This is a genomic window from Parazoarcus communis, from assembly GCF_003111645.1.
GTDB lineage: Bacteria > Pseudomonadota > Gammaproteobacteria > Burkholderiales > Rhodocyclaceae > Parazoarcus > Parazoarcus communis_A.
Genome location: NZ_CP022187.1, coordinates 3,893,909 through 3,920,421, shown reverse-complemented (window position 1 = coordinate 3,920,421; position 26,513 = coordinate 3,893,909). Strand labels below are relative to the sequence as shown.

Sequence of the window (26,513 nt, the reverse complement as noted above, 5' to 3'; positions counted from 1 at the left end):
GTCAGCGCGGATGGCGTGCAAGCAGGAACAGGAACACAGGCACGCCGATGAGTGCGGTCAGCACGCCCACCGGCAGTTGCTGCGGCGCCATCACCGTGCGCGCCAGCGTATCGGCCACCGTCAGCAGAATGCCGCCCGCCACTGCCGCGGTCGGCAACAGCACGCGCTGGTCGTTACCCAGCGCAAGCCGCACCAGATGCGGCACGATCAGCCCGACGAAACCCACCGAGCCCACCTGCGTCACCGCCACCGCGGTCAGCAGCGAAGCCAGCACGTACAGTCCGAGGCGCAGGCGTTTGACGCTCACACCGAGCGCATGTGCAGTCATCTCGCCTCGCGCCAGCACGTTGAGATCACGCGCAAACGGCAGCACCGCGAGCAGGCCGATCAGCAGCACGCCCAGCGCCGGCCACGGGTTGGACGCGCCACTGGCATCGCCCATCAACCAGAACAGCATCGACTGCACGCGTGTGTCCGGTGCCAGCGCCAGCATCAGCGTCACCGCCGCGCCGCAGCCCGCGGCCACGATCACACCGGTCAGCAGCAGACGCGTCTGCGTCCAGCTGCCGTCGCCGTGCGCAAGTCCGAACACCAGCAACATGGCAATCAGGGCGCCGGCAAACGCGCCGCCATCGATCCAGATTGACGCCGCCCCCAGCGAAATGCCGGTCAGCGCACCAACCGCCGCGCCGCCGGAAATGCCGAGGATGTAGGGATCGGCCAGGGGATTGCGCAGCAAGACCTGCATCAGCGCCCCCGCCAGCGCGAGCAGGCCGCCACACACAAAGGTGGCCACGGCGCGCGGCAGGCGAAGTTCGCGCACGACGCTGGCTGACATGCCGTCGGCACCGCCCAGGGCAGCAAGGACCTCGGCGGGCGCGATTGGCAAGCTACCCGCGATCAGCGCCCACCCCAGCGTCAGCGCCGCGACCAGCACCAGCACCAGCGCGACGACGAGCAGGCGGCGACGCCTGCTCGTCATCAGGCCCTCCCCGCCCTTGCGCAATGCCACGGCCTCCATCGGCTGTCAGTGCAGGGCGTAGCGCAGCGCAACGAAGGCATTCGCGCCCTTCGTACCGTAGCCCTGAGCCAGTTCGTAGTCCCTGTCGAGGATGTTGTTCGCACGCAGCTCCACACTCCAGTCAGGCGCCAGCGCATAGTGAACGTATGCGTTGAGCAAGGAATATCCGGCCAGCCGTTTTGCCGACGTGTTGCTCGCCGTTGTGTCGAAGCGCCGGCCCTGCCCGGTCAGCTCCATCCCCCAGGTCCAGGCGCCCGTGCTGCGATCAATGGCCAGCGACGCGCTTTCCTTGGCCCGACGCCCAAGGTAATTGCCGCTATCCTTGTCCTTGGCCTCAAGAAAGTCCACGTTTGCACGCAGACGGTAGCCGTACACCATCGTCGTCAGTCCCAGCTCCACGCCTTCCAGCGTTGCGGTGGCGACGTTGTCCGCGATGCCGGAGCTCCAGTCGATCAGGTTCTTCACCCGGTTGTTGAAATAGGTCGCGCGCACGGAGGTCGCGCCACGCTCCCAGACCAGTCCGAACTCGCGATTGAGCGACTCTTCCGGCTTGAGGTCGGCGTTTCCGCCAAAACAGCCGTAAGAGCCGAAACAAGCCAGCGGATAGTAGAGATCGTTGAAGGTCGGCGCCTTGAACGCGGTGCCGATACTGCCATGCACACGCCACTCAGGCAGGAACTGATAGCCATATGCCGCCGACCCGGTGGTTTCTCCGCCGAATTGCGAGTCATCGTCGTGGCGGACATTGAACTGGACGTTGTGCTTGCCGAGCTGGCCGCCCCAGCCGAGCACCAGCGAATTGGTGTTGCGCTGCGTCTTGGCATACGCGGTGGTCGTGCTCACGTTCTGCTCAAGGTACTCGTATGCGGCCAGCAGCGACCCGCCGGCCAGCGCAACATCGTTTTGCCAGGTGAACTGCGTCTGCGCCGTATCGAACTCGGATGTTGAGGTCGCGGTGGAGTGGTCATGCGAGGTGTCCGCGCTGTAGCCGACCTTGACCGTACTGGCCCAGTCGCCCGTGATCTGGTTGCGCATGTAGACGCTCGCGGTATCGGTCTGCTTATCCAGGTACGAGTCGTAGGTCTTGCCGGCGTCGTACCAGCTGCGGCCATCGGTATGAAACACGGACAGGCCGATCTCGTCGCGCTCGCGAAAGCCCACCGTCAGCGATCCATTGACGTAATTGTTGCGGAAACCATCGTCGTCCTGATCCCTGCCTGCATAAGAGGTGGGCCTGGCATTGATACCGTCGGTGCGGTCCTCACCGACGACCAGACTGTAACGCAGGCGATCCACGCCGCCTGCGACCGCAGCCTCCAGGGAGCGACTGTTCTCGGCGCCGAAGCCAACGCGAACCGACGGCTGAAATCCTTCCTTGCCCTTGCGGGTGAAGATCTGGATCACACCGCCGATTGCGTCCGAACCGTACAGCGCACTCGCCGGCCCGCGCAGGATCTCGACACGATCGATCAGCGCCAGGGGAATCGTTTCGAGCGAGGGGGCGCCATTGGTCGCAGAACCAATACGCATGCCGTCGATCAGCACCAGGGTGTGACCCGAGTTGGCACCGCGAATGTAGATGCTGCTGCTCGCGCCGGCACCGCCGTTGCTCACGACCTGAATGCCGGATCGCGCGGAGAGCAACTCGACGAGGCTCGAATTGCCCGCTGCAGCGATGTCCTCGCGACTGATCACTTCGACACTCGCGAGTGCCTCTGAGGCAATGACCGCTTGCCGGGTGGCCGTGACAACGACCTGATCGAGTTCGGAATCGCCATGCACGGTCTGCGCCTGGCCGAGTACGGGGTAAACGAGTGCGCACGCCGACGCGAGAATGGAAAGCTGGATTTTCATTGTAAAGACTCCCTTCGCCACGGCCCGCGTCCCCGCATACCGTGACTGATTCGCACAAGGACATGCCGGGAGAGAACCGAAGAGAGCCGAAAACGCCGCACCCGTCGCTGCCACCCCGCAGCACATCCGCCATTTCGCATTCGGGCCGGTATCCGGGCTCATGAGCTGTCTGGAGCAACATCCTCCTGACCCGACGCATCGCCTTCCCGGGCATGACCCAGTGGCTTCTCGAGGCGTCTTGCACTCACTTACCGTTGCGGGGGCAGCACAGGCATTGCACGCTTGCGGCGTACGCACCTGTTTCCCGTTTAACCCTGTGGCGAGAGTCGCCGTCGGGCACCACGAACGCGTTGCCCCTTTCAGGGCAGAGGGGGCGGATGATACCGTGTCCGGCTATCCAGTGCACTGCAAGAAGCGAAGCATTCCAATGACCTGCGAACTCATTCTTGGCGGCGCCCGCTCCGGAAAAAGCCGCCACGCCGAACAACGCGCCCACGACAGCGGGCTGCCGGTCACCGTGATTGCCACGGCGGAAGCCGGAGACGAGGAGATGGCCGCACGCATCCGCCGCCACCAGCTCGACCGCCCGCCGCACTTCCACACCGTCGAAGCGCCCGTCCGGCTCGCCGAAACCCTGAAGCAGGAGGCCGCCCCGGGCCGCTGCATCATCGTCGACTGCCTCACGCTGTGGCTGTCGAACCTGCTCATGGAAGCGGACACGCTGGTCTCTGCGCACAGTGCCGACACCCTGCCCCTGTTCAGCCGCGAACGCGACGCGTTGCTCGCCACCCTGCCCGAACTTCCCGGCACCATCGTGCTGGTCGCCAACGAGGTCGGGCTCGGCCTGGTGCCGGAACATCCGCTCGGACGCCTGTTCCGCGACGAAGCCGGACGGCTCAATCAGGCCGTTGCCGAGCGCAGCCAGCGCGTCGTATTCGTCGCCGCCGGCTTGCCGCTGGTGCTGAAGGGTGGCTGAAGCAGCGTGCTAACATCCGCCGCGCTCATCCACACCCTGTTGCGATATCACCAATGAACTTCACCATCCGCGCGCCGGATCAGACGATCGCCCCCCGGCTGCAGCAATGCATCGACACCAAGACCAAGCCGCTGGGCGCACTCGGGCGCCTTGAGGCGCTCGCCCTGCAGATCGGCCTCGTCCAGCAGACCGAGGCCCCCGTTCTGAACCAGCCGCACATCATGGTGTTTGCTGGCGATCATGGCGCGGCGCGCGCAGGCGTTTCGGCCTACCCGCAGGACGTGACCTGGCAGATGGTGGAAAACTTCCTCGCCGGCGGCGCCGCGATCAACGTCTTCAGCCGGCAGATGGGGCTCGGACTGACCGTGATCGACGCCGGCGTAAATCACGACTTCGGCAAGCGTCCCGGACTGATCGACGCCAAGATCGCACCCGGCACCGACAACTTCATCGAGCGCCCGGCGATGTCCGCTGCACAGTGCGAAGCCGCCCTGGGCAAAGGCCGTGACCTCGCCCACGCGCTGGCCGCAAACGGCTGCAACTGCGTTGGTTTTGGCGAGATGGGCATCGGCAATACCGCCGCTGCATCGCTGCTGACCCATTGCCTTGTCGCCGGCGGCGAGCTCGCCACGGTGACCGGCCGCGGCACCGGACTCGACGACGCCGGTCTTGCGCGCAAGCAGGCACTGCTCAAGCAGGCACTCACGCGCGGTGGCCGCCAGCGCGACCCGCTGGTCGCCCTGGTGCAATACGGCGGTTTCGAGATCGCGATGATGGTCGGAGCGATGCTTGGCGCGGCCGAGAAGCGCATGGTGCTGCTGATCGACGGCTTCATCGTGACCTCTGCGCTGCTCGTGGCCCATGCGGTTGCACCTGCAGTCCTGCCTTACTGCGTGTTCGCACACCGCTCAAAGGAACCCGGCCATACGCTGCAACTTGAACACCTCGGCGTCGAACCGCTGATGGAACTCGATCTGCGCCTCGGCGAGGGCACTGGCGCTGCGCTGGCCTACCCGCTGGTGCAGGCGGCGGTGAACTTCCTCGACGAAATGGCGAGCTTCGAGTCGGCCGGCGTCAGCGCGCAGGACTGACACCCGTTGATGCGCTACCAGCTCGAACTCTTCTTCACCGCACTCGGCTTCTTCACGCGCCTGCCGGTCCCGGCCTGGGTACCGTGGTCCACCGAGCGCCTGAATCATGCTGCACGCTACTTCCCGCTGGTGGGCTGGGTCGTGGGCCTGATCGGCGCAGGCAGCTATCTGATCTTCACCCTGGCACTCCCGCCCGCGCTCGCCGTGATTCTGTCGATGGCGGTCACGGTTCGTGCAACCGGCGCCTTCCACGAGGACGGCTGGGCCGACACCTGCGATGGCCTCGGCGGCGGCTGGGAGAAAGCTCAGGTACTGACGATCATGAAGGATTCGCGCATCGGCAGCTACGGCACCGTCGGCATGGTGCTGATGCTGCTCGCCAAGGCCGCCGCCCTGTTCGAGCTCGGCGCCCACGGCTTGTCAGGTGTCGCTGCAGCCATGCTGGTCGCACACCCGCTGTCGCGCCTGTGCGCGACCAGCCTGATCCACCGCCTGCCCTACGTGCGCGAGGACGAAAGCGCAAAGTCGAAGCCGCTTGCCCGCCGCATGAACGGTGCGGAACTCCTGATCGCAGCCAGCTTCGGCCTGCTTCCGCTGATACTCCTTGGCCCGCGCGAGGCCCTGTTCGCCGTGGCTGCGGTCACGCTCGTCACCGTGTGGGCCGCACGCATGTTCGTGCGCCGGCTCGGCGGATACACCGGCGACCTCCTCGGCGCCACCCAGCAAGTCACCGAGCTTGCCTGCTACCTTGGCATCCTGAGCGCATGGAACTTCATCTGATCCGCCACCCCCGGCCCGACGTCGCACCCGGCGTGTGCTACGGCCAGACCGACGTCGGGCTGGCCGAATCCGCCTTCGATGTCGCAGCCCGGCTGCGCCCGCTCCTGCCCGGGCGCTTCGCACTGCACGCCAGTCCGCTCAGTCGCGCCCGCCTGCTCGCCGAGGCACTCGGCACACCGCAGATCGACGCCCGCCTGCAGGAAATGAGCTTCGGCGAATGGGAGGGGCGCCGTTTCGACGAACTCGGCACCGCCATCGACGCCTGGGCGGACGATCCGCTCGGTTTTCGCGCGCCGGGCGGCGAGTCTGCCCGCGAGCTGAGCGCACGCGTCCTGCCCTGGCTGGCGGAGGTGCGCAGCGCTGCGGCCGACGACCTGCCGGTGGTGACCGTTGCACATGGCGGGCCGCTGCGGGTCATTGCCGGCCACCTGCTGGGCCTGCCCCCCGAGCGCTGGCTGGCGCTGGACTTTGCCTGTGGCCAGGTCACGCGGATCGACGTCGAATCCTGGGGCACGACGCTGAAGTGGTTCAACCGCTAGTACGCGCCAGCCGCCTCGAAAACGGGCCGGTGCGTGCTCGCAGTCGTCGCCTTCCGCCCTTCGTGGGATAATCGCCGTCTTTCCAACGTCTTGCCTTGCGCTTAATGCCGAACATCCTGCCCGACTTTTCCGCCGGTCGCCTCCTCGTCATCGGTGACGTCATGCTAGACCGCTACTGGCACGGCTCGACCACCCGTATCTCGCCCGAGGCGCCGGTGCCCGTGGTCAAGGTCGAAACCGATGAGTTCCGCGCCGGCGGAGCGGGCAACGTCGCCCTGAACGCGGCCTCGCTTGGCGCCTGCGCAGAACTGGTAGGCCTGGTCGGACGCGACGAACCTGCCCGCCTGCTGCGAGAGCGGCTTGAGCACGGCGGGGTACTGTGCAGGCTGCTCGAGGCACCGCAGCACCCAACCATTACCAAGCTGCGCATCATCAGTCGCCACCAGCAACTGATCCGGCTCGACTTCGAGGACAATTTCGCAGTACTCGAATCCGCCGGTATCGAACAGTCCTTCGAGGCTGCCCTGCCGGACGCGCACGCTGTCGTGCTGTCGGACTATGGCAAGGGCACGCTTGCCCAGGTCAGCAGCCTGATTCGGCTCGCTCGCGAACGCGGGCTGCCGGTCGTGGTCGACCCCAAGGGCGCGGATTTCGGCCGCTACAGCGGTGCGACCGTAATCACGCCCAACATGACCGAGTTTGAAGCGGTGGTCGGGCACTGCAGCGACGAAGCCGCGGTGCGCAGTCGCGGTGAAGCGCTGATCGAGGCGCTCGGCCTGGAAGCCCTGCTGATCACCCGCTCCGAACGCGGCATGACCCTGCTGCAAAAAGGCCAGGCGGCGCTCGACCTGCCGACCCGTGCGCGAGACGTATTCGACGTGACCGGCGCAGGTGACACCGTGGTCGCCGTGCTCGGCACCGGCCTCGCCTGCGGACTGTCGATGGCGGATGCCACCGCACTGGCCAATACTGCTGCCGGCGTCGTCGTCGGCAAGCTCGGCACCGCCACCGTGAGTCTCGCAGAGCTCACCGCGGCGCTGACCGCAACACATTGAACTAGGAGTTCGCATGATTATCGTCACCGGCGGCGCCGGCTTCATCGGCAGCAATCTCGTTCAGGGCCTGAATGCGCGGGGTATTTTCGACATCCTCGTGGTGGATGACCTCAGCGACGGTCACAAGTGTCTCAACCTCGCGGACGCCGACATCCGCGACTACATGGACAAGGACGACTTCCTCGCACGCATCGAGGCGGGCGATGACTTCGGCACCGTCGAGGCCGTCTTCCATGAAGGCGCCTGCTCGGCCACCACCGAATGGGATGGCCGCTTCGTGATGAAGGTGAACTACGAATACACCAAGGCCTTGCTGGCCTGGTGTCTGGCGCGCAAGGTGCCGCTGATCTATGCCTCGTCCGCATCCGTGTACGGCATGGGCCCCAACTTCCGCGAAGCGCGCGAGTTCGAGCAGCCGCTCAACATGTACGCCTACTCGAAGTTCCTTTTCGACTGCCACCTGCGCCCCCAGCTCGACGGGCTGCAGAGCCAGGTGGTCGGCCTGCGCTACTTCAACGTCTACGGCCCGCGCGAGCAGCACAAGGGCAGCATGGCGAGCGTGGCCTGGCATTTCAACAACCAGCTCAACGACTCCGGCCGCGTGCGCCTTTTCGAGGGCTCGGACGGCTACGGCCCGGGCGAACAGCGCCGCGACTTCATCCACGTGGATGACATCGTCGCCGTCAACCTGTGGCTGCTCGACAACCCGCAGGTATCGGGCATCTACAACCTTGGCACCGGGCGCGCTCAGAGCTTCAACGAAGTGGCGCGTGCAGCCATCAAGTGGGCCCGCGCGAACGGCAGCGAAGGCGGCGGCATCGATTACATCCCCTTCCCGGAGCATCTGAAGGGCCGCTACCAGAGCTTCACCGAAGCCGACATGAGCGCACTGCGCAAAGCCGGCTACGACCGTCCCTTCATGGATGTCGAGACCGGCGTGCCGCGCTACCTCGACTGGCTCTCCCGCAACGGCTGACCCGGTGAAGGCAGCAGGAATGCGCAGAATTCTGGTCGTGGGCCCTTCCTGGGTGGGTGACATGGTGATGGCACAGAGCCTGTTCGTGACGCTCAAGCGAAGCGGCCCCTGTGAAATCGACGTGCTCGCGCCCGGCTGGTCACTCCCCATCCTTGCACGCATGCCCGAGGTGCGGCGTGGGGTGGCGATGCCGCTCGGCCATGGCGAGTTCGGGCTCGGCAAGCGCTGGGCGCTGGGTCGCGAACTGGCCGCCGAAGGCTATGACCAGGCCATCCTGCTGCCCAACTCGCTGAAGTCGGCGCTGGTGCCGTTCTTTGCCCGCATTCCGCTGCGTACAGGTTTTCGGGGCGAGATGCGCTACGGCCTGCTCAATGACCTGCGCCTGCTCGACGAGACCGCGCTACCGATGACCGTGCAGCGCTTCGTCGCCCTCGGCCGGCCTGCGGACGCCGCCCAGCCGCCCGCCTTTCCCAACCCGCACCTGCTTGCCGACGCAGCCAACCAGGCCACGCTGCACAGCCGGCTCGGACTCGCCGACGACCGGCCCGGCATTGCGTTCATGCCAGGCGCGGAGTACGGCCCTGCCAAGCAGTGGCCGCTGCCCCACTACGCCGCACTCGCCCGCGAACTCGTCGGCCGTGGTTACCAGGTCTGGATTCTTGGCTCGGCCAAGGATCACCCGGCCGCCGTGGAAATCGCCGCCGACACGCCCATGGTCCATAACCTGGCCGGTCGCACCCAGCTGGGTGACGCGGTCGACCTTCTCGCGCTTGCCGAGGCCGCAGTGACCAACGACTCCGGCCTGATGCATGTCGCTGCGGCGCTCGACGTGCCACTGGTGGCGATCTACGGTTCCTCCAGCCCCGAGCACACGCCGCCCCTGTCGGGCAAGGTCTCGATCCGCAGTCTCGGCCTTGAGTGCTCGCCCTGTTTCAAGCGTGTCTGCCCGCTCGGTCACACCCGCTGCCTCGTCGACATCACCCCGGCCAGCGTGCTGCAGGCACTCGAAACCCTGGGCGCTGGTGGCGCACGCATGGCCGCCACGGCAGACTGAGCAGCCCATGCGAATCCTGATCATCAAGACCTCTTCGCTGGGCGACATCATCCACACGCTGCCCGCCGTCACCGATGCTGCGCGGGTGTTTCCGGACATCCGCTTCGACTGGGTCGTGGAAGAGGCCTTTGCCGAGATTCCTGCCTGGCACCCTGCGGTCGACCGCGTGATTCCGGTGGCACTGAGACGCTGGCGCAAGCATCCGCTGAAAGCGCGCCAGAGCGGTGAATGGCGCGCATTTCGCCAGGCCATCTCCAGCGTCGAGTACGACGCGGTGATCGACGCACAGGGGCTGCTCAAGAGCGCCTGGCTCAGCTGTTACGCCCGCAGCACAGTGCACGGCCTGGACCGGCACTCGGCGCGCGAACCCCTTGCCAGCCTGCTCTACCGTCATCGCCATGCGGTGCCCTGGGGGCGGCATGCAGTGCTGCGCGTGCGCGAACTGTTTGCCGACGTGCTTGGCTACAGCCTGCCACCGGATGCCCACAGCGACCGCGACGGCGCAGAACCCGCCGGCGCCTCGGCCTACGGGCTCGATCATGAGCGCGTGCTCGCAACCGCCGCCCATCGCCCGGATACAGGCAAGCCCTATCTCGTCTTCCTGCACGGCACAACCTGGGACACCAAACACTGGCCGGAAATCTACTGGCGCCAGCTGGTCGAGCGCGCGAGCGCGAATGGCTGGCAGGTTCGGCTTCCGTGGGGCAGCATCACCGAACATGAACGCGCTGACCGCATCGTTGCCGGCATTGCCGGCGCCAGCGTGCTGCCGCGGCTCACGCTGACCGATCTTGCCGCCGAACTCGCCGAAGCACGCGCCTGTGTTGCGGTCGACACCGGCCTCGGCCATCTGGCGGCCGCACTCGACATCCCCACGCTGTCACTGTTCGGCCCCACCAACCCCGGCTATACGGGGGCCTGGGGCCGCAGTCAGGTGCATCTGGCGGCAGACTTCGATTGCGCCCCCTGCCTGCAGAAGGATTGCAGCTACAAGCCAACGGCCGAAGACCGCAGTCGCTTCGACCTCGAAACCGAACACCCCCTGTGCTTTACCCGGCTTGCGCCGGCGCAGGTATGGTCTGCGCTCGAAACGCTGCTCGAGCGGCGACTCGACTCCACCAAGGACTCTGCCTGATGCAGCTTGCATTCTGTCTGTACAAATACTTCCCGTTCGGCGGCCTGCAACGCGATTTCCTTCGCATTGCCCTGGCCTGCCAGGCCCGTGGCCACGACATCCGCGTGTACGTTCTCGAATGGGAGGGCGAAGTGCCGCCCGGATTCGACCTGATCAAGGTGCCGGTCAGCTCGATGCTCAACCACCGTCTGTACGCCAAGTTCACACGCTGGGTTGAGGCCGATCTCGCGCGCCGGCCGGTGGACCGCGTGGTCGGATTCAACAAGATGCCGGGGCTCGACGTGTATTACGCCGCCGACCCGTGCTACGAGGAGAAGGCGCGCACCATGCGCAAGTCGCTGTATCGCTACAGCCCGCGCTACCGCCACTTCTCGGCCTACGAACGTGCGGTGTTCGCGCCCGAGAGCCACACCGAGATCCTGATGATCTCGACCACGCAGCAACCGCTGTTCAAGAAGCATTACGGCACGCCGTCCAAGCGCTTTCATCTGCTGCCACCGGGCATTGCGCCGGATCGCCGCGCGCCGGCCAACGCCAGCGAGCTGCGCGTCGCCGCACGCGCGCGCTTCGCCTCCGAGTTCAAGCTGCAAAGCGGCGACCTGCTGCTGGTGCAGATCGGCTCGGACTTCATGCGCAAGGGGCTGGACCGCAGTATCGAAGCCATGGCCTCATTGCCCGAGCCGCTCAAGCGGCGCACCCGCCTGATCGCGCTCGGCGCCGACGACCCAGCCCCCTTCATGAGCCAGGCGGCGCGCCTGGGCGTAGGCGAAAGGGTGTTCATGCCCGGCGGGCGCAAGGATGTCCCCAACTTTCTGCTCGCGGCCGACCTTCTGCTCCACCCCGCCCGCCACGAAAACACCGGTACGGTGCTGCTCGAAGCCCTCGTTGCCGGCCTGCCGGTACTGGCCTCGGCCGCCTGCGGCTATGCGCACTACATCACCGACGCCGACGCCGGCAGCGTGATCGGCGAGCCCTTCCATCAAAGCGCGATGAACGACACGCTGGCGGCGATGCTGTCGACCCCGGACGCGCTTACCTGCTGGCAGCACAACGCCCTCGTGTTTGCCGACAGCGCCGACCTCTACAGCCTGCCGGAACGCGCCACCGATGTGATCGTGGGCAAGCGCGGATGAATCGGCTGGAACTGCGCCCTCCGCTGACGACGCTATGGTCCGGCTGCGATCCCTTTGCGGCCGCGGCCGCGCTCGCGCGGGAGGCTGCGAGTGACGACCTCGTGCGTGACGTCGAGGGCCGGCGCACGCTGCGTTTCGAGATCGACGGTCGCGGCTATTACCTGAAGCTGCAGAACGGCGTGAGCTGGAGACGCATCGCCGAAGAGCTCGTCCACCTGCGGCGTCCGGTGCTGGGCGCAGGAAACGAATGGAACGCGATCGGGCGCTGCCATGAACTCGGCGTACCCACGATGACAGCCGTCGGCTTCGGTGAGCGTGGTTCAGGGCCTGCACGGCGGGACTCGTTCATCGTCACGGAGGCGATCGAGCCCGCCATCGACCTCGATGAGTTTACCCGCAACTGGCGCGAGCAAGCGCCGCACCCCGCCCTGAAGCACGCGCTGATCCGGGCGGTCGCATCAATTGCACGGCGCCTGCATGAAGGTGGCGTCAACCACCGCGATTTCTACTTGTGCCACTTCCTCATGCGTACCGACCCCGAACCTGCGGCGGATGCCTTCGAGCTTGCACTGATCGACCTCCACCGTGCGCAGCTGCGCAGCCATACTCCGCGGCGCTGGCGCGACAAGGATCTCGCAGGCCTGTACTTCTCGGCGCTCGACATTGGGCTCACCCGCCGCGACAAGCTGCGCTTTCTGCAGACCTACTTCCCGGGTGCACTGCGCCACACGCTGCAAACGGAGCGCCGGCTGCTGGCCTACCTTGAGCGCGAGGCGGCTCGGCTCAAGCTGCGCTTCGAGCGCAAGTTCGCCAATCGCCCGGCATTGCAGCGATGATGCGCTGGTCCCTCAATCCCGGCGCCCTCGATGCGAGCGCGGAACGCGCTTTTGCTTCGCTCGACAGCGTCTTTGCGCTCGAAGGCGAGCAAGTGGCGGCCGACCCGCTCAGCCAGGTATTGCGTGTTACGGCAGGGCTGCGTCGCTACTACGTCAAGCGTTACCACGGCGCCGGCAAGAACCCGCTGCGCCGCTGGCTCGGCCGCCCCAGGGTGCAGGCCGAGTGGCAGAACCTGCGTCATTTCGCGGAGTGGGGCATCCCCACCGCCACCCTGGTCGGATGGGGTCTGGAGCGACGCAAAGGCGCATTCCTGCGCGGTGCGCTGATCACCGCCGAACTGCCGGGCACCACCGACCTGAACCAGCTTGCGCTGCGCAAGGATGCGCGCCTAGCCGATCTGCGCTGGGTCGCGGCGGTATCGCGGCAGCTGGCGAAGATGACGCGGATCATGCATGCCCACCGCTTCACGCACAATGATCTGAAGTGGCGCAACCTGCTGGTCGACGACGCGGACACACCCCACCTGTACCTGATCGACTGCCCGTCTGGCGAGTTCTGGTGGGGCCCATTCCTGCGCTACCGGATCGTCAAGGACCTGGCCTGCCTCGACAAGGTGGCGAAGTACCACCTGACCCGCACCCAGCGCCTGCGCTTCTATCTGGACTACACGCAGAAGACACGACTGGATGCCGGCGACAGGAGGCGGGTGCGCCACATCCTGCGCTTCTTCGACGGCCGCGAATGAGGCTGGCATGACGGACACCCGCCCCGAGGGCACGACGCCCCTGCTCGACGCTGCCGCCCTGCAGATGGCGGGCCGCCAGCCCCCCGCTGCATTCCGCATTCGCCTCAAGGACGGACGCGAGTTGCAGCTCATTCGCCTGCTGCGCGTGCTGCCGGGCAAACGCGTGGTGGGTGAAGCCGTGCTGGACGGCGAACATGTGCTCGCCAAGCTCTTTGTCGACAAGCGCAGCGCCCGCTACTGGTCGCGCGAACATGCCGGCATTGCCGCCCTGACCAAGGCCGCTATCCCGACGCCCGCAGCGCTGCTTGCCGAAGCGCTGCCGGAGGGCGGCCACGTTCTGCTCACCCGCTTCCTGGCTGACGCCCGCAGCCTCCTCGAAGTCTGGCAATCCCTGCCGGACATCCGCCCTGCCGCGACGGATGCAAGCGAAGCGCTCGCCCCTGCCTTTGCACTGCTGGGGCAATTGCATGCAGCCGGCCTGACGCACTCAGACCTTCATTTCGGCAACTTTCTGCAGCATGAAAACCGCCTGCTGCTGATCGACGGCGACGCCGTGCAGACTCACGCCGGGCCCTCGCTTCCCTCCGCCGCCGCGGCGCGCGACCTTGCCATGCTGATTGCACAACTCCCGCGCACCTGGGACGGAGCGCTCGCCCCCCTGCTGGAGGCTTACCGCCACAACAACCCGCACATGCCCTCGACCGCCGAGCAGGCCGGGGCACTGAAGACGGCACTGGCGTGGCGCTTGCGCGACTACCTCGACAAGACGGGGCGCGATTGTTCGCTGTTCAGTGTCACGTCCCGGTTCAGGCGCTTCGAGGCCGTGCTGCGCAGCGAGCGCAATCGCCTCGCACCGCTGCTCGACGACATCGATGCATCCATCGAAGCCGGCTCCCTGCTCAAGCGCGGCAACACCTGCACCGTTGCCAGCGTGCTGACCGGGGCTCAGCCGGTCGTGGTGAAACGCTACAACCTCAAGAACCTGCGCCACGCCCTGTCGCGGCTGTGGCGCCCGAGCCGCGGCTGGCATTCATGGCGCGAAGGCCACCGCCTGCGCCTGTTCGGCATTCCGACCCCCACCCCGCTGGCACTCGTCGAGGAGCGCTGGGGGCCGTTGCGCGGACGCGCATGGCTGATCACCGAACACTGCCCCGGCATCGACCTGCTGACCCACCTCGACCCGGATTCCGCACCACCGCCAGCCGAAGCCAGCGCACTGCAGATTCTCTTTGCCACCCTGTACCGCGAGCGCATCAGTCACGGCGACCTCAAGGCAACGAATCTGCTGTGGGACGGCAAGGATGTTCAACTGATCGATCTCGACGCAATGCAACAGCACCGCAGTGACGCAGCCCACCAGCGCGCCTGGCAGCGTGACCGCAAGCGACTGTTGCGCAACTGGCCGCCTGACTGTGTCCTGTCTGAATGGCTTGACGCTCACCTTCCGGCAGGCTGAAGCGGGCCGCTCAATCCGCGTCGAATGCCAGCCACGGCGCGCGCAGATGACTGCATCTCAGTACCGTCACCACACCGACGGGCGCAGCACGTGATCCTGTTCGACGCGAACCGGTATTGCGCGCATGCAATGACAAATTTATAAGGCTATTCCATGTCCTGGCTTCACTCCCGGCGCATCCGCTTTCTCTGCGCAGGCGTCACGCTTTTCTTCATCCTGTTCGCCGCCCTGCGTCTCGGCTTCCTCATCGCCTCCGCGGATCATGCTGCACTGGCCGGCGAAAGCACCGGAGTCATCCTTCAGACAATCTCGATTGGACTCCGCTTCGATCTTCGGCTCGCACTGCTGATCATGCTGCCGGTTGCATTCGCCGCATCCCTGCCGCGGGTCAATCTGGTGCGAAGCAGATTCACCCGGGCACTGACCGGGCTCTACCTCGCACTGGCAACCCTGCTGGTGCTGCTGGTCTATGTGCTCGACTTCGGCCACTACTCCTATCTTGGCCAGCGGCTGAGCGCGACGGTCTTCCGTTTCGCCGGAAACGCGGACATCTCGACGCGCATGCTGTGGGAGAGCTACCCGGTGGTCTGGATCAGCCTCGGATGGCTCGCGCTGACGGCAGCTTTCGTCAGTCTTCTCTTCAGGGCGGCACGCGTCACGCTGGACCGCCCACGCCGGCAACCGATCCGCCCGCTCCCCGCAATCGCAGGAATTGTCCTGGTTTCCGCGCTCGGTCTTCTCGGGATGCTTGGCCGGGTAGACAACATCAACCCGGAGAACCCGGTACCGCTGCGCTGGAGCGATGCATTCTTCTCCGGCAATGCTGCAGTCGGCGCTCTCGGTCTCAACCCGGTGACCTTCATCTACGACACCCACCGGATCCCGCCCGAGAAATACGATCTGGCCGAACTCCGCCGACACTACGACACCGTCGCCCACTACCTGTCGGTCGACTCGCCAGATCCCGCGACACTGTCGATGCAGCGCACGGTCAAACCGCATGTGCACCGCCTGCCGGTCGCACAAGCACCCAACGTCGTGTTCATCATGCTCGAATCGCTTGGCGCGAGTCGCTCCGGCCTGTTCGGCAACCCGCTTGATCCCACCCCCGAGCTGGACGCCCTCGCCCGCGAAGGCTGGCTGTTCCGCAATCTCCATGTTCCGGTTACCGGCACAGCCAAGACCGTCTGGGCCAGCATCACCGGCATCCCCGATGCGGCGCGCAGCGAAAGCGCCACGCGCAACCCCTTCATCAGTTCCCAGCACTCGGTGATCAACGCGCTGCGGGGCTACGAGAAGATCTACGCGGTCGGAGGCAGCGCCGGATGGGCCAACATGAACGCACTCGTCCTCGGCAGCATCGACAAGGTCAGGCTCTATGAGGAGGGCCACTGGCGCGCGCCCAACGATGACGTATGGGGCATCTCCGATCTGAACCTGTTTCGCGAGATCGATGCCATCCTGCGCGAGCAGGCACGCAAGGGACCTTTCTTTGCCTACATTCAGACCGCAGGCAACCACAGGCCATTCACCATTCCCGAAGACAATGACGGGTTCATCGCAAGCTCCATTCCCGATGCCGAGGCGCAACAGGCAGGATTCCAGAATACGGCCCAGTTCAATGCGGTCAGACTGCTCGACCATAACGTTGGTCGCTTCATCGAGATGGCGCGCGCGAGCGGTTACTACGACAACACGATCTTCGTGCTCTTCGGTGACCATAACGGCCGCATCTCCACCCTGCCCTTCATGCCTCCTGCGTTCGAACTGTTGGGGCTGGAAAGCACGCATGTGCACGCAATGATCCATGCGCCAAAACTGATTCAGCCACGCCTCGTCGACGAGGCCGCAAGCCTCGTCGACCTGATGCCGACGGTCGCCGGCATGCTTGGACTCGAATTCGGCACTGCAACCATGGGACGCGACCTTCAGTACCCGGCGCCCGAAGGCGAGCGCGCGGTACCCGTGATCCTGCGCGAAGGCGCATTCCCGGTCATCGGTGCGGTGACCCGCAAGCACCTGGTGCGGATGAACGCGGACGGGAGCAAGGCAAGCATGCACGACCTCGCCGCCGAGGCGCCCCTGAAGGATGTCTCGGCCAGCCATCCAGAGGAATTCGCGCGTCTGTCCAAACTTGCACGCGGGCTGCACGAGAGCGCGCGCTTCATGATGTACGACAATGTGGTCGGCAAATGAAGCCCGGCCAAAGGCGTTCCAAGCTAACATTTCACCCCATGAGAAACCGGATTCCGCTGCAACTGCTTGGGCACGATGAGTATCTTGAGATGCGTGCCGGCGCACGCGTTGTCGAACAGGACGAGCATGGGGAAAAAGTACTCCTGCTGCCCGACGGCACCTACTTCAAGCTCTTCAGGCGCAAGCGCGTGCTGACCTCTGCCGCGTGGAAGCCGTATGCACAGCGCTTTGTCGACAACGCTGCGGCTCTGCACCGATTGGGCATACCCTGCCCACAGGTGCTGAAGCACTACCGCATCCCGGCGATCAGCCGCGATGCGGTACATTACCTTCCGCTTGAAGGCGAGACCATCAGACAGGTCATCGCAGGCGGCCTCGGCGAGGCGAGAGCCGACGCGTTAAGGCATCAGTTGCTGGAATTCATTCATCACATCCACTCGCTCGGGATATTCTTCCGCTCGGCACACCTCGGCAACATCGTGCTGACACCCGAGAACACGCTCGGCCTGATCGATATCTCGGACCTCAGGATCAGCTGGTTCAGACTTGGGCCGTTCAGGCGCCGCCGCAATCTTCGCCACGTGCTCCGCTATCGCGACGATCGCGAATGGCTGCGCAGGAGTATCGAATGGGCAAGGCTCGACAAATGAAGACACAGAAACTTGGCGGCGCGGCCGGATACCCCGCGTGGCGCGCCAGAATCAACGACCATCTGACGAACTGGGTGCTCCCGCTGGGCATTCTGCTGCTGCTCACCAGCATGATGTGGGCGGGAGAAAAGAGGCTGTTCCAGCAACTGTTCTATGTATTCCTGGCACTCCCCGCGTTCGTACTGGCACTGAACTGCCGGGACCTCGCCGCTGCACTGCTCCGCAGCCCGGTGTTCATTGCCTTCCTCTGCTTCGCCGCCTATTTCTCCATCAGCATCAGCTGGTCCGGAACGGACGAAAGCGTGCTGTCGCTGCTGAAGCGGCCGCTTTACGTCCTGTGCCTGTTTTTTGCCTTTGCCGGAGTCGCCTTCCATCGGCCCGATCGGCTGACGGCAGTGCTGCGGCTCTCTTCGATCATTGCCGTCGTTGCAGCTAGCGTGCAGCTTGCATTCTTCCTGCTGTCGGATGACGGCGCGCGTTTGGCCGGCTACGGCGCGCTCCACAACCCGCTTCTGACCTCACATGTCTTCGGCTTTTTCCTGGTGCTGTGGATCGCATACTGGATTCATCACCGCCGCTTCTTCCTGCCGGTAGCGATGATTGCAGTTGCCGTCCTGGGCGCCCTGATCCTCGCAACGGGGTCGCGTACTCCGCTGCTGGCCCTCTCGGCCACGATTTTGTGGCTGGGGCTGATGACAGGGGACCGCCGGGGCGTGATCGCGTTCAGCATCCTCGTTCTTGCGGGAGGGATCATCGCCGTGTTGTGGCCGGAGGCGATCGCACAGCGGGGACTTTCCTACAGGCCACAGATCTGGGCAGAGGCGATCCGCCAGGCGCTGGAGTTCCCCACGTTTGGTCACGGCTACAACCATGCCCTGCGCATCCAGGTCGAAGGAATCAACTACGCCTTTTCCGACCCTCATAACATGACCCTGTCCGTGTTCTACAGGGGCGGAGCACTGGGTCTGGTGTTTTGGGCCGCACTGTTTGCGTCTGCCCTGTTCGTGAGCTGGAAGAACCGCAAGGACGTAATGATATTCGCATTTTCGGCGACCATCGTATACGGACTCGTTGCCAGCATGACCGAAGGCGGGTCTTTCCTGTCCAGACCCAAGGAGCACTGGTTTCTGCTCTGGATCCCGTTTGCGCTGCTCACCGCCGCGACCTTGAGGCGGCGGGAAAACGAAGGGACGGGCGGGAGATGCTGAAGGCATTCAAGAGACTCTTCCGCAGAAAGCAGAAGCCCCCAAAGCTCTATCGCGACCAGATCAGGTTCAGGGAACGCTACCCCGGCTTTTCCATCGGGCTTGGCACCTACGGCATGCCCGAGGTCCATGACTGGGCTCAGGGCACAACCCTCTCGATTGGTGCCTACACATCGATCGCCGATGACGTGCACATTTTTCTCGGTGGAAACCATCGCACCGACTGGATCAGTTGCTATCCATTCCCCGCCTACATGGAGGAAGCGAAAGGGATACCCGGCTACGTCACCAGCAAGGGTTCGGTCGTGATCGGGAACGATGTCTGGCTCGGGTCGGGCAGCCTGATCCTGTCAGGTGTCACCGTCGGTGACGGCGCGGTCGTCGCCGCACGCTCCGTTGTGACCAGGGATGTCGCGCCCTATGCAATCGTGGCCGGCAATCCTGCCCGGACCATCGACTGGCGTTTTGACGAACAAACCCGGCTTGCGATCCAGGCCACAGCATGGTGGTCGTGGCCCGAGGCGGAGATCCGCAGCATCGTTCATCACCTGTGCTCGGGAGACGTCGCAGCATTTCTGGCGCATGCAGCGGCGCGGCCCAGGTAAGCGCTGTCGTGCTGCGCCATCAAACGGCTAGTGTCGCCTTGTCGGAGACACCAGACGGATGAGGCCGCGCAGCGTCTTGCTGTTCCAGTTCTGCAGCGGAATCTGTTTCAGCAACGCCCACGCCATCTTCCTGTCACGATTGGCGCACTTCAGAAACATCGAATTCAGAAAACGGGCACGTACCTCTTCGTAGCGGGGATGTGCGGCGTACTCGTCGTAGATCTTCAGAATACTCGCGGTCATGAAGCCCAGATTCTTGTACGTGTTGGTCTCGTGCTTCCGGTAGCGGGCCAGGGTCACACCGAGTGCGTCGATGAAATAACCCGCGTGAGTAATCTTCAGTTCGATGTACAGATCTTCGAGGCGGATCTCCGGATTGAACCCACCGACCTCCCGCAGCACCTCGGTGCGAAACAACAGGGTCGGCGCAGGCGGGTAAGGCTTGCGCTCGAGAAACATGTCGTCAAAATCCAGGCGCCGGAACGGAATATCGAGTCGCTGCCTGGAGGCCGGGTAGGCGCTACCGTCCGCATGCATCAGTTCGATGTTCCCTGCGCAAATACCGACTTCAGGCTTGCCCGTCATGTACTCGACCTGCAGCGCAATTCGCTCAGGCAACATGATGTCATCCGAGCCAAAGGGCGCGAAAAGGCTGCCTTTGGCTCGCGCAAGCGCATCGTTGAGCGTTCGGGTCAGCCCCTGATTCTTCTGCTCCCTGAAATCGAAGCCATGCTCGGCCTGGAGCGCCCGTATTCTGGCTACGCTGTCATCGCTCGAGCCATCATCGATCACCAGCAATTCGATGGAAGGGTAGGTCTGCGCCAGAACGCTACGGATTGATTCCTCCACATAGGGACCGTGGTTGTACGAAGCGATCACCACGGTCACCAGGGGTCTGACCGGATCAGCGTTCACCGCTCACCCTCCGTGTTCGCGCGCAGTCCGGATTCAATGAGCCTTCGATACGCAGCCCTGTACTCGCTGATGCCATGATGCGCCTTAAGGTAGTTGTAGCAGCGTCCCCCCTTGCTGCGGAGTTCATCTGGCGACACAGCGAGATAGCAGTCCATTGCCTCAGCCAGCGCGTCGACATCGGTCGGCGGCACCAGCAGCCCCTCCGCACCTGCGACGAGTTCATGCATCGACGGAATGTCCGACGCGATGACCGGCAATCTGCCGCTCATCCCTTCTAACAAGGCGAGCGGGAAGCCTTCCGCAAGCGACGGCATGATCCACACATCAAAGGCCCTCACGTACTGCATTGCATAGGGGCGCATTCCGGGCAGCAGCACGCGCCCTTCGAGCCCGAGCCGCGCCACCTCATCCTTGAGCCCCGCATGCTCCCGACCGTCTCCAATCAGGATCAACTGCGCATCAGCGTGCCTGTCCGCAATGCGCGCGAACGCCTGAACCAGGTAACGGTAGCCCTTAACCGGCACCTGTCGGCCAATGGTTCCGATCACGCGGGCCGTTGCGCTCAGGCCGAGCGCCTGACGGGCGGCATCGCGATCGAGCTGCAGCGACTCGGCCTGATCGATATCGATGGCGTTGGTAATCGCAACCGTATTCTGTGGCGTAAACCCGCTGCCGTATCCGATCAGCTCGTCACGAACCGCAGCGGACACACCGACGAAACGCCAGTGCGCGTCTGCGCGCAGACTCACCTGACGCCGACGGTACGAGCGCTCGTAGTCACCCAGGTTATGTGCGATCCCGATGCACAACGGGATGCGTAACCAGCGGTTAAGCAACAGCATCATGTTGACCGGCTTGAATCGATTGCAGATCACTACGTCAAACCGCTCCTCGCGGCAGAAGCGGAACAGCCGCCACAAGGCGCGAAGCCTCGCCCCCTTGAGCTGGGCATCGGAAAAGTCGAAATAGACCGAGCGCTCGGCGCGACTCACCGGATCGTCCCCGGCGGGACGTCCCTTGAGAAAGGCGGAGACCACCTCGTAGTCACTAGCCGGCAGACTCAGCACGATCTGCTCCGCGAGGTCGGCGAAGCTGTGATGCTTGACGTTGAAGTCTGGCTGGAGCTGAAGAACCTTGATTCGTCTTTTCATGATTGCATCGCGTGAAACCCGGTTTCACTCATCTCCCAGCGCCCGCTGGCCGCGAGCACGCCGAGCGCACGGGCATCCTGCGGCGGCAATGCAGCCCAGGCGTTCTTCTTCCAGACGGGAAAATGGAAATATGGGAAAGCCCTGCCCTGGTCACGATCATTACTGAGGGCGCCATCGTTCCAGAACCAGCGTCGCGGAAAGTCGAAACCACCATCGACCCAGGGGACCTTCGCATCTGGCGTGCTGAACGCCTCGACGAACTCAGCCCGTCGATACCAGGGGTTTGCCTGCGCGGCGAGGCGGAACAGCCAGTCGGGCCAGTTCTTGTGGCGGATGAATATCCGGCTGAAGGCGCCCTCGTCCAGCGCATGATGTTTCTGATCTGAGAACAGCGTCCGCCAGTCCCGGATGCGGAAAAAGGCCTCACGCATGCGCTTCGTATTTCTCAGCAGACAACAATGCCCCGATACCCGACGCCGGTGGGTAGACAGCAGGTCCTTATGCGCCAGTCGCTCCGGCGTGAAGTAGGCCCGCAGGTCGCCGAACACCAGGTCGAGATCGCCGAACGCCCAGAAGTCGTAGCAACGCAGTTCCTCTTCATGGATGTAGCCAAGCGCGGGCTTCAGGTCGCAGAGCTTGTAGGGATTCTGCGGTGCAAACTCGATTCCAAGCGCGCGGGTGACCCGCGCGCAATACGCGTCGTAGCCGATATCGACGATGCGCACGTTGGGCGGACAGTGCTCGACCTGACCACAATCGGAGAACAGCAGCCAGTCTATGCTCGGGTTCGCGCGGCAGCTCTCCAGGAAGAACGGCATCCAGAATGGCCAATGACCAAAATAGGGAATGACGAAACACAGACTCGGCAAGGACGGAACCGACGCGCTCATCCGCACACATCCCCGAGCACATCGCGGACCATTGGCAAGGCGAAAAAACGGCGCCTTGCGGCCTCGTCCGAGAATGCTTCACGCAGCCGCGTCAGACTGGCATGGGCGCACGCTTCCTTGCGCGACACCGACCAACCAGCATGTTCGACCAGCAGTCGTGCGAGTTCCGCATCATCGCCCAGCGGGAACAGGCTGCCGACCTCACCGACCACTTCCGGCGCACCGCCACAGTTGGTGGCGATCACCGGCACACCGGCTGCCATGGCCTCAAGGAGGACCATGCCGAAAGGCTCGTGGTCCGAACTGAGCGCAAACACGTCGAAGGCGGCGAAAGCCTGCCACGCCTGCGGCACCTGACCCAAGAAACGAACCTTGCCTGCGATGCCTAGCGATTCGACCTGCGCACGCAAGGACTTCTCCAGCCGTCCCTTGCCGAGGATGACCAACTGCGCCTCCGCCGGCAGTTGCGGCAAGGCGCGAGCGAAGGCTCGCAGCAGCGTAGCCTGATCCTTGTCCGGATGGAGGCGGCCGACATTGCCGACGATGAATGCATCCGCAGGCAGACCGAGGCGCTCGCGCGCAGCCTCACGCGTGATCTGCCCTGCCCGCACCGTCTCGACATCGATACGGTTGTGCAAAGTCTCGATCCGGCCCTCGGGCCAGCTCGGCACGCCACGGCGAATATCATCACGAATCGCATCCGAAACCCCGAGCAATCCGAGTCGCTTGCCGAACCAGCGCGCAAAGAGCTGGTGTGACAGGCGCTCGTAATCCCCAAAGGCGTGATGCACGCCAATGACGGGAAGTTTCGTCGCCCAGCACGAAATGTAGATCGGCTTGAACCTGTGTGCGATGACAAGCCGAATGTCCCGCTCCGCCACGATCTGTCGCAGGCGACGCATGGCATCGAGTTTCAGCCCGCGCACGTCCTTGCCGTCGTAATCCAGGAAAATGACTTCGTCCGACGCCGAACCGGCCTCGACCTCCGCATTCGGCGGGTCCGTCAGATAAACGGTTGTCACCTTATAGGGGGTGTCGCGAAACAGCGTGGCGTACTGCCGGGCCACATCCCGAAACGGGCCGTAATGGCAGTGACAGAACTGCAGGATTCGGGCTTCAGTCAAAACATCTCCAGACGACCGGCACTTGAGCACGTGAATGAGGAGGCCAGGCCGATGTGGCCCGAACACAGCCTCGAATTATAGCCGGACGCCGGGAAACGGATGGTCGGCGGAGGTCAGTCCCCGGCTTCATCCCTGAACTGCATCGAATGCAAGCGTGCATAGTGGCCGCCCGCCGCAAGCAGTTCGGCATGGGTGCCACGCTCCACCAGATGTCCCTGGTCCATCACCAGGATCATGTCCGCACGCTCGATCGTGGACAGGCGATGTGCGATCACCAGCGTCGTCCTCCCGCGGGTGGCGTGATCGAGGGCGGCCTGGATATGACGCTCCGACTCAGTGTCGAGCGCAGAGGTTGCCTCATCCAGAATCAGGATGGGCGCATCCTTGAGCAAGGCCCTTGCAATCGCCAGGCGTTGTCGCTGGCCACCCGAGAGCGAGACGCCGTTCTCACCGATCTCGGTATCGAACCCCAAGGGCAGGCGGTCGATGAACTCGCGCGCATACGCCGCCTCAGCCGCCCTCTCCACCGCATCGCGCGGCGCGCCGGCCAGATCGCCATAGGCGATGTTGTTCGCAACCGTATCGTTGAACAGCGTGACGTGTTGTGTGACGAGCGCAATCTGCTGGCGCAGGTTACGCAATGCAAAGTTCTGTACCGCCACCCCGTCAATCAGGATGTCGCCCTCGTCATGCACGTAGAAGCGTGGAATCAGGTTGGCCAGCGTCGACTTCCCGCTGCCCGAACGCCCCACAAGCGCCACCATCTGCCCCGGCTCGACATCGAAGCTGATGTCGTCAAGCACCTTGCGTTCAGTGCCGGGGTAGCTGAAGCTGAGATGTTTCACCGACAACCGCCCCTCGACCCGTGGACGGGTGAGCGTGCCCTGATCCAGCTCTGGCGCCTCGTCGAGCTGACTGAAGATGCTCTCCGCCCCCGCCAGGCCTTTCTGGATCGTTGAACTGACCTCGGACAACTGCCGGATCGGCTTCGGCAGCAGACCGGCTGCGGTGATGTAGGCGACCAGCTCGCCCGCAGTGGAATCGCCGCGCAGCCACAGCACCAGGAACAGCAGCACTGCCATCGCGGAATACGTGACCAGCTGCAAGGTCGGCGTATAGGTGGCGCCAGTCTTGACCATGCGCAGCTGCTTGCGGGTGTTGTCTTCGCTTGCGGCACGAAAACGTGCCGACTCGTAGGCCTCGCCACCAAAGCTGCGCACCACCCGGTAGCCCTGAATTGTTTCCGAGGCGACATGGGTGACGTCGCCCATCGCAGCCTGAATCCTCTTTGCCTGCTTGCGGAATTTCTTGCTCGCGCTGCCGACCAGTACGCCGATCACGGGCAGTATGGCGACCATCACCAGGGTGAGCTTCCAGTTCATCCACAGCAGGTAGCCGAACAGAAAGACGATGGTCAGGCCTTCGCGGATCACCACCTTGATGGCGTCAGTTGCTGCGCCTGTCACCATGGTCACGTTGAAGGTGATGCGCGAGATCAGGTGACCGGAATTGTTGCTGTCGAAATAGCGGTTGGGCAGGCGCAGGAGACTGTCGAACAAGGCCAGTCTCAGGTCATGCACCAGACCAAGCGAAACCTGGGCGATGAAATAGTTACCAAGATAGGAGCCCAGACCCTGCCAGGCTGCGATGGCCACGATCAGCGCCGGCACGGCCTGCATCAGCGCGAGATCGCCGAGCAGCGGGATGCCGGAAAAGACGGCGAGCGCGGGGTTGTTCAAACCATCGACAAAATACTTCAACACGCCCGCCAGCATCGGTTGCGACGAAGCGAAGATGACGAAGCCGACAATACTGATCGCAAACAAGCCGACATAAGGCCGGACGTAGGTCAGCAGACGCAGGTAGATCTTAAGGCTGGAGCTTGATGTGGCGTCGGTTTGCGACATGCGGGTTCGGTCAAATCGGAGCCGTCGATGGTAGCACGATGGTCTGTCGGCATCGAAAAAGAGCATCTTTCAAACGACTCTGACCCCTTTGATCTTGAACTGACCCCTTTGATCCGTTGACGAAAAAACGGGCGCCGAGGCGCCCGTTTTCGCTAACTCGTCGGGAGACGAGATTAGAAGCGGTGCTGAATGGCCACTTGCAGGCCCTTCTGGTAATCGCTGCCGTCAACACTCTTGGTGGTGTCGTCGTTGTCGATCGAAGCGTAGATTGCGTACACCTTGGTGCGCTTCGACAGCGGGTGCTCGTAACCAACGGCCCACATGTCGGCTTCACCCTTGAGGCCGTCCAGATCCTTGTACGAGTTGTACGAGGCCATGACCTTGCCCACACCAACCGGAGCGCTCACGCCGAGCATCCAGTACTTGGCGGCGTTATCAACGCCAGCCAGGGTTTCAGAGTTGTCACGACCGTAGGTACCGCTGACCTTGACCATACCGAAGTCGTAGGAAGCGCCGATATCCATACGCTTCTGCACTTCAGCGTTGGTCGCATCGTCCTTTGCAACGTGGTAGTTCAGGCCGACGTAGATCGGGCCGTTCTTATAAACCGGGGACACGGCCCAGACGCGCACGCCGTTGTCGTTGTCAACTTCCTGACCGGAAGCCTGCATGGTGTAACCGGCGGTCACGTTGAAGCCGCTGAAGCTCGGCGAAACGTAGGCAACCAGGTTGTCCAGACGGGTCTGAACGCGGGAGATGTTGGCAACGTTAGCCACCGAACCGGCGCCGAACGGGTCGACTTCACCGTACAGGTTGAACTGGGGGGTGTACTGACGGCCAAGCGCCAGGGTACCGAAGTTGCCCGACAGCGCGAGCACGGTCTGACGACCACCGCCGACGTCGCCGCCGTTATCAACACCAACGTTGAATTCGTACTGGAAGGAAGCCTTCAGGCCATTGCCGAGGTCCTCAACACCCTTGAAACCCAGACGGCTGCCGTTCAGGAAGCCCTGATCGAGAGCGGTGCGGTTTGCCTTACCCGAGGTAGCGCTGTCGGAGTAGTGAGCCAGACCGATGTCGAAAAGACCATAAACGGTAACGTTCGACTGAGCGAAGGCAGGTGCGGACATCAGGCCAGCAACAGCCAGCGCGATCAGTTTCTTTTGCATGTGTTTCTCCTCTAGTTGAAGTTGAGAATGCAGCTTGGCTGGATCCCGA

General features: G+C 64.0%; 24 protein-coding genes and 1 riboswitch. Of the genes, 16 read left to right on the top strand and 8 right to left on the bottom strand.

Going from position 1 to position 26,513, the window contains the following annotated elements; all coding sequences use genetic code 11:
- Nucleotide 1: 1 nt before the first annotated feature.
- Nucleotides 2-982, bottom strand: coding sequence for a FecCD family ABC transporter permease (locus CEW83_RS17900; RefSeq protein ID WP_108951509.1), 981 nt, complete (start codon nucleotides 980-982; stop codon nucleotides 2-4).
- A gap of 45 nt (nucleotides 983-1,027) precedes the next feature.
- Nucleotides 1,028-2,875, bottom strand: a complete 1,848-nt coding sequence (locus tag CEW83_RS17895; RefSeq protein WP_108950563.1) for a TonB-dependent receptor domain-containing protein — start codon at nucleotides 2,873-2,875, stop codon at nucleotides 1,028-1,030.
- Between the two features lie 125 nt (nucleotides 2,876-3,000).
- Nucleotides 3,001-3,234, bottom strand: a riboswitch (cobalamin riboswitch).
- A gap of 68 nt (nucleotides 3,235-3,302) precedes the next feature.
- Between CEW83_RS17895 and cobU the strand changes: the two genes are divergently transcribed.
- The 16 genes from cobU to CEW83_RS21645 all read left to right on the top strand — a co-directional run bounded on the left by cobU (nucleotide 3,303) and on the right by CEW83_RS21645 (nucleotide 19,308).
- Nucleotides 3,303-3,851 carry a bifunctional adenosylcobinamide kinase/adenosylcobinamide-phosphate guanylyltransferase gene (gene cobU, locus CEW83_RS17890; RefSeq protein WP_108950562.1) on the top strand — a complete coding sequence of 183 codons (549 nt, stop codon included), beginning with the start codon at nucleotides 3,303-3,305 and terminating at the stop codon, nucleotides 3,849-3,851.
- 53 nt (nucleotides 3,852-3,904) lie between these two features.
- Nucleotides 3,905-4,942: a nicotinate-nucleotide--dimethylbenzimidazole phosphoribosyltransferase gene (gene cobT, locus CEW83_RS17885; RefSeq protein WP_108950561.1), complete on the top strand. Its 1,038-nt coding sequence runs from the start codon at nucleotides 3,905-3,907 to the stop codon at nucleotides 4,940-4,942.
- A gap of 9 nt (nucleotides 4,943-4,951) precedes the next feature.
- Nucleotides 4,952-5,722 (top strand): adenosylcobinamide-GDP ribazoletransferase, encoded by a 771-nt coding sequence (locus CEW83_RS17880; RefSeq protein WP_108950560.1) that lies wholly within the window; start codon nucleotides 4,952-4,954, stop codon nucleotides 5,720-5,722.
- Entirely contained in the window at nucleotides 5,707-6,261 is a 555-nt protein-coding gene (cobC, locus tag CEW83_RS17875; RefSeq protein ID WP_108950559.1) for an alpha-ribazole phosphatase family protein, read from the top strand. Before CEW83_RS17880 ends, cobC begins: the two co-directional genes overlap by 16 nt.
- Before the next feature lie 104 nt (nucleotides 6,262-6,365).
- On the top strand, nucleotides 6,366-7,316 hold the full coding sequence (rfaE1, locus tag CEW83_RS17870; protein ID WP_108950558.1) for a D-glycero-beta-D-manno-heptose-7-phosphate kinase: 951 nt from the start codon (nucleotides 6,366-6,368) through the stop codon (nucleotides 7,314-7,316).
- Between the two features lie 13 nt (nucleotides 7,317-7,329).
- Nucleotides 7,330-8,292 (top strand): ADP-glyceromanno-heptose 6-epimerase, encoded by a 963-nt coding sequence (rfaD, locus tag CEW83_RS17865; RefSeq protein WP_108950557.1) that lies wholly within the window; start codon nucleotides 7,330-7,332, stop codon nucleotides 8,290-8,292.
- A gap of 19 nt (nucleotides 8,293-8,311) precedes the next feature.
- A complete protein-coding gene (gene waaF / locus CEW83_RS17860; RefSeq protein ID WP_108950556.1) occupies nucleotides 8,312-9,346 on the top strand; it encodes a lipopolysaccharide heptosyltransferase II in 1,035 nt (344 codons plus the stop codon).
- Nucleotides 9,347-9,353: 7 nt separating this feature from the next.
- Nucleotides 9,354-10,481: a lipopolysaccharide heptosyltransferase I gene (gene waaC, locus CEW83_RS17855; protein ID WP_108950555.1), complete on the top strand. Its 1,128-nt coding sequence runs from the start codon at nucleotides 9,354-9,356 to the stop codon at nucleotides 10,479-10,481.
- Nucleotides 10,481-11,614 carry a glycosyltransferase family 4 protein gene (locus CEW83_RS17850; RefSeq protein WP_108950554.1) on the top strand — a complete coding sequence of 378 codons (1,134 nt, stop codon included), beginning with the start codon at nucleotides 10,481-10,483 and terminating at the stop codon, nucleotides 11,612-11,614. The genes waaC and CEW83_RS17850 overlap by 1 nt, the downstream gene beginning before the upstream one ends.
- Nucleotides 11,611-12,450, top strand: coding sequence for a lipopolysaccharide core heptose(I) kinase RfaP (rfaP, locus tag CEW83_RS17845; protein WP_108950553.1), 840 nt, complete (start codon nucleotides 11,611-11,613; stop codon nucleotides 12,448-12,450). Before CEW83_RS17850 ends, rfaP begins: the two co-directional genes overlap by 4 nt.
- Nucleotides 12,447-13,196: a lipopolysaccharide kinase InaA family protein gene (locus CEW83_RS17840; RefSeq protein WP_108950552.1), complete on the top strand. Its 750-nt coding sequence runs from the start codon at nucleotides 12,447-12,449 to the stop codon at nucleotides 13,194-13,196. Before rfaP ends, CEW83_RS17840 begins: the two co-directional genes overlap by 4 nt.
- 7 nt (nucleotides 13,197-13,203) lie before the next feature.
- Nucleotides 13,204-14,652 carry a lipopolysaccharide kinase InaA family protein gene (locus CEW83_RS17835; protein WP_234418892.1) on the top strand — a complete coding sequence of 483 codons (1,449 nt, stop codon included), beginning with the start codon at nucleotides 13,204-13,206 and terminating at the stop codon, nucleotides 14,650-14,652.
- A gap of 153 nt (nucleotides 14,653-14,805) precedes the next feature.
- Nucleotides 14,806-16,848, top strand: coding sequence for an LTA synthase family protein (locus tag CEW83_RS17830; RefSeq protein WP_108950551.1), 2,043 nt, complete (start codon nucleotides 14,806-14,808; stop codon nucleotides 16,846-16,848).
- Between the two features lie 38 nt (nucleotides 16,849-16,886).
- Nucleotides 16,887-17,498, top strand: a complete 612-nt coding sequence (locus tag CEW83_RS17825) for a toluene tolerance protein (protein WP_108950550.1) — start codon at nucleotides 16,887-16,889, stop codon at nucleotides 17,496-17,498.
- Nucleotides 17,477-18,706 (top strand): O-antigen ligase family protein, encoded by a 1,230-nt coding sequence (locus CEW83_RS17820; RefSeq protein WP_159099493.1) that lies wholly within the window; start codon nucleotides 17,477-17,479, stop codon nucleotides 18,704-18,706. The genes CEW83_RS17825 and CEW83_RS17820 overlap by 22 nt, the downstream gene beginning before the upstream one ends.
- Nucleotides 18,700-19,308: a CatB-related O-acetyltransferase gene (locus CEW83_RS21645; protein ID WP_108950548.1), complete on the top strand. Its 609-nt coding sequence runs from the start codon at nucleotides 18,700-18,702 to the stop codon at nucleotides 19,306-19,308. The genes CEW83_RS17820 and CEW83_RS21645 overlap by 7 nt, the downstream gene beginning before the upstream one ends.
- A 27-nt stretch (nucleotides 19,309-19,335) precedes the next feature.
- Here CEW83_RS21645 and CEW83_RS17810 read toward each other — a convergent pair whose 3' ends face one another.
- From CEW83_RS17810 to CEW83_RS17785, 6 genes are all read right to left on the bottom strand, one after another.
- Entirely contained in the window at nucleotides 19,336-20,223 is an 888-nt protein-coding gene (locus CEW83_RS17810; RefSeq protein ID WP_108950547.1) for a glycosyltransferase family 2 protein, read from the bottom strand.
- Nucleotides 20,220-21,374 (bottom strand): glycosyltransferase, encoded by a 1,155-nt coding sequence (locus CEW83_RS17805; RefSeq protein ID WP_108950546.1) that lies wholly within the window; start codon nucleotides 21,372-21,374, stop codon nucleotides 20,220-20,222. The genes CEW83_RS17810 and CEW83_RS17805 overlap by 4 nt, the downstream gene beginning before the upstream one ends.
- Nucleotides 21,371-22,264, bottom strand: a complete 894-nt coding sequence (locus tag CEW83_RS17800) for a DUF6625 family protein (RefSeq protein WP_108950545.1) — start codon at nucleotides 22,262-22,264, stop codon at nucleotides 21,371-21,373. Before CEW83_RS17800 ends, CEW83_RS17805 begins: the two co-directional genes overlap by 4 nt.
- On the bottom strand, nucleotides 22,261-23,388 hold the full coding sequence (locus CEW83_RS17795) for a glycosyltransferase (protein ID WP_108950544.1): 1,128 nt from the start codon (nucleotides 23,386-23,388) through the stop codon (nucleotides 22,261-22,263). The genes CEW83_RS17800 and CEW83_RS17795 overlap by 4 nt, the downstream gene beginning before the upstream one ends.
- A 113-nt stretch (nucleotides 23,389-23,501) precedes the next feature.
- The gene (gene msbA / locus CEW83_RS17790; RefSeq protein ID WP_108950543.1) at nucleotides 23,502-25,295 is read right to left on the bottom strand and encodes a lipid A export permease/ATP-binding protein MsbA; all 1,794 of its coding nucleotides are present in this window, start codon (nucleotides 25,293-25,295) and stop codon (nucleotides 23,502-23,504) included.
- A 173-nt stretch (nucleotides 25,296-25,468) separates the two neighbouring features.
- Nucleotides 25,469-26,464, bottom strand: coding sequence for a porin (locus CEW83_RS17785; protein ID WP_108950542.1), 996 nt, complete (start codon nucleotides 26,462-26,464; stop codon nucleotides 25,469-25,471).
- Between the last annotated feature and the right edge of the window lie 49 nt (nucleotides 26,465-26,513).

Coding starts and splice junctions, on each gene's coding strand:
- cobC (WP_108950559.1), top strand. CDS start 5,707: ATGGAACTTCATCTGATCCGCCACCCCCGGCCCGACGTCGCACCCGGC.
- cobU (WP_108950562.1), top strand. CDS start 3,303: ATGACCTGCGAACTCATTCTTGGCGGCGCCCGCTCCGGAAAAAGCCGC.
- cobT (WP_108950561.1), top strand. CDS start 3,905: ATGAACTTCACCATCCGCGCGCCGGATCAGACGATCGCCCCCCGGCTG.
- CEW83_RS17785 (WP_108950542.1), bottom strand. CDS start 26,464: ATGCAAAAGAAACTGATCGCGCTGGCTGTTGCTGGCCTGATGTCCGCA.
- CEW83_RS17840 (WP_108950552.1), top strand. CDS start 12,447: ATGATGCGCTGGTCCCTCAATCCCGGCGCCCTCGATGCGAGCGCGGAA.
- CEW83_RS17895 (WP_108950563.1), bottom strand. CDS start 2,875: ATGAAAATCCAGCTTTCCATTCTCGCGTCGGCGTGCGCACTCGTTTAC.
- rfaP (WP_108950553.1), top strand. CDS start 11,611: ATGAATCGGCTGGAACTGCGCCCTCCGCTGACGACGCTATGGTCCGGC.
- CEW83_RS17805 (WP_108950546.1), bottom strand. CDS start 21,374: ATGAAAAGACGAATCAAGGTTCTTCAGCTCCAGCCAGACTTCAACGTC.
- CEW83_RS17850 (WP_108950554.1), top strand. CDS start 10,481: ATGCAGCTTGCATTCTGTCTGTACAAATACTTCCCGTTCGGCGGCCTG.
- rfaE1 (WP_108950558.1), top strand. CDS start 6,366: ATGCCGAACATCCTGCCCGACTTTTCCGCCGGTCGCCTCCTCGTCATC.
- CEW83_RS17800 (WP_108950545.1), bottom strand. CDS start 22,264: ATGAGCGCGTCGGTTCCGTCCTTGCCGAGTCTGTGTTTCGTCATTCCC.
- waaC (WP_108950555.1), top strand. CDS start 9,354: ATGCGAATCCTGATCATCAAGACCTCTTCGCTGGGCGACATCATCCAC.
- msbA (WP_108950543.1), bottom strand. CDS start 25,295: ATGTCGCAAACCGACGCCACATCAAGCTCCAGCCTTAAGATCTACCTG.
- CEW83_RS17880 (WP_108950560.1), top strand. CDS start 4,952: ATGCGCTACCAGCTCGAACTCTTCTTCACCGCACTCGGCTTCTTCACG.
- CEW83_RS17900 (WP_108951509.1), bottom strand. CDS start 982: ATGACGAGCAGGCGTCGCCGCCTGCTCGTCGTCGCGCTGGTGCTGGTG.
- CEW83_RS17820 (WP_159099493.1), top strand. CDS start 17,477: ATGGGCAAGGCTCGACAAATGAAGACACAGAAACTTGGCGGCGCGGCC.
- CEW83_RS17825 (WP_108950550.1), top strand. CDS start 16,887: ATGAGAAACCGGATTCCGCTGCAACTGCTTGGGCACGATGAGTATCTT.
- CEW83_RS17835 (WP_234418892.1), top strand. CDS start 13,204: ATGACGGACACCCGCCCCGAGGGCACGACGCCCCTGCTCGACGCTGCC.
- CEW83_RS17830 (WP_108950551.1), top strand. CDS start 14,806: ATGTCCTGGCTTCACTCCCGGCGCATCCGCTTTCTCTGCGCAGGCGTC.
- CEW83_RS21645 (WP_108950548.1), top strand. CDS start 18,700: ATGCTGAAGGCATTCAAGAGACTCTTCCGCAGAAAGCAGAAGCCCCCA.
- waaF (WP_108950556.1), top strand. CDS start 8,312: ATGCGCAGAATTCTGGTCGTGGGCCCTTCCTGGGTGGGTGACATGGTG.
- rfaD (WP_108950557.1), top strand. CDS start 7,330: ATGATTATCGTCACCGGCGGCGCCGGCTTCATCGGCAGCAATCTCGTT.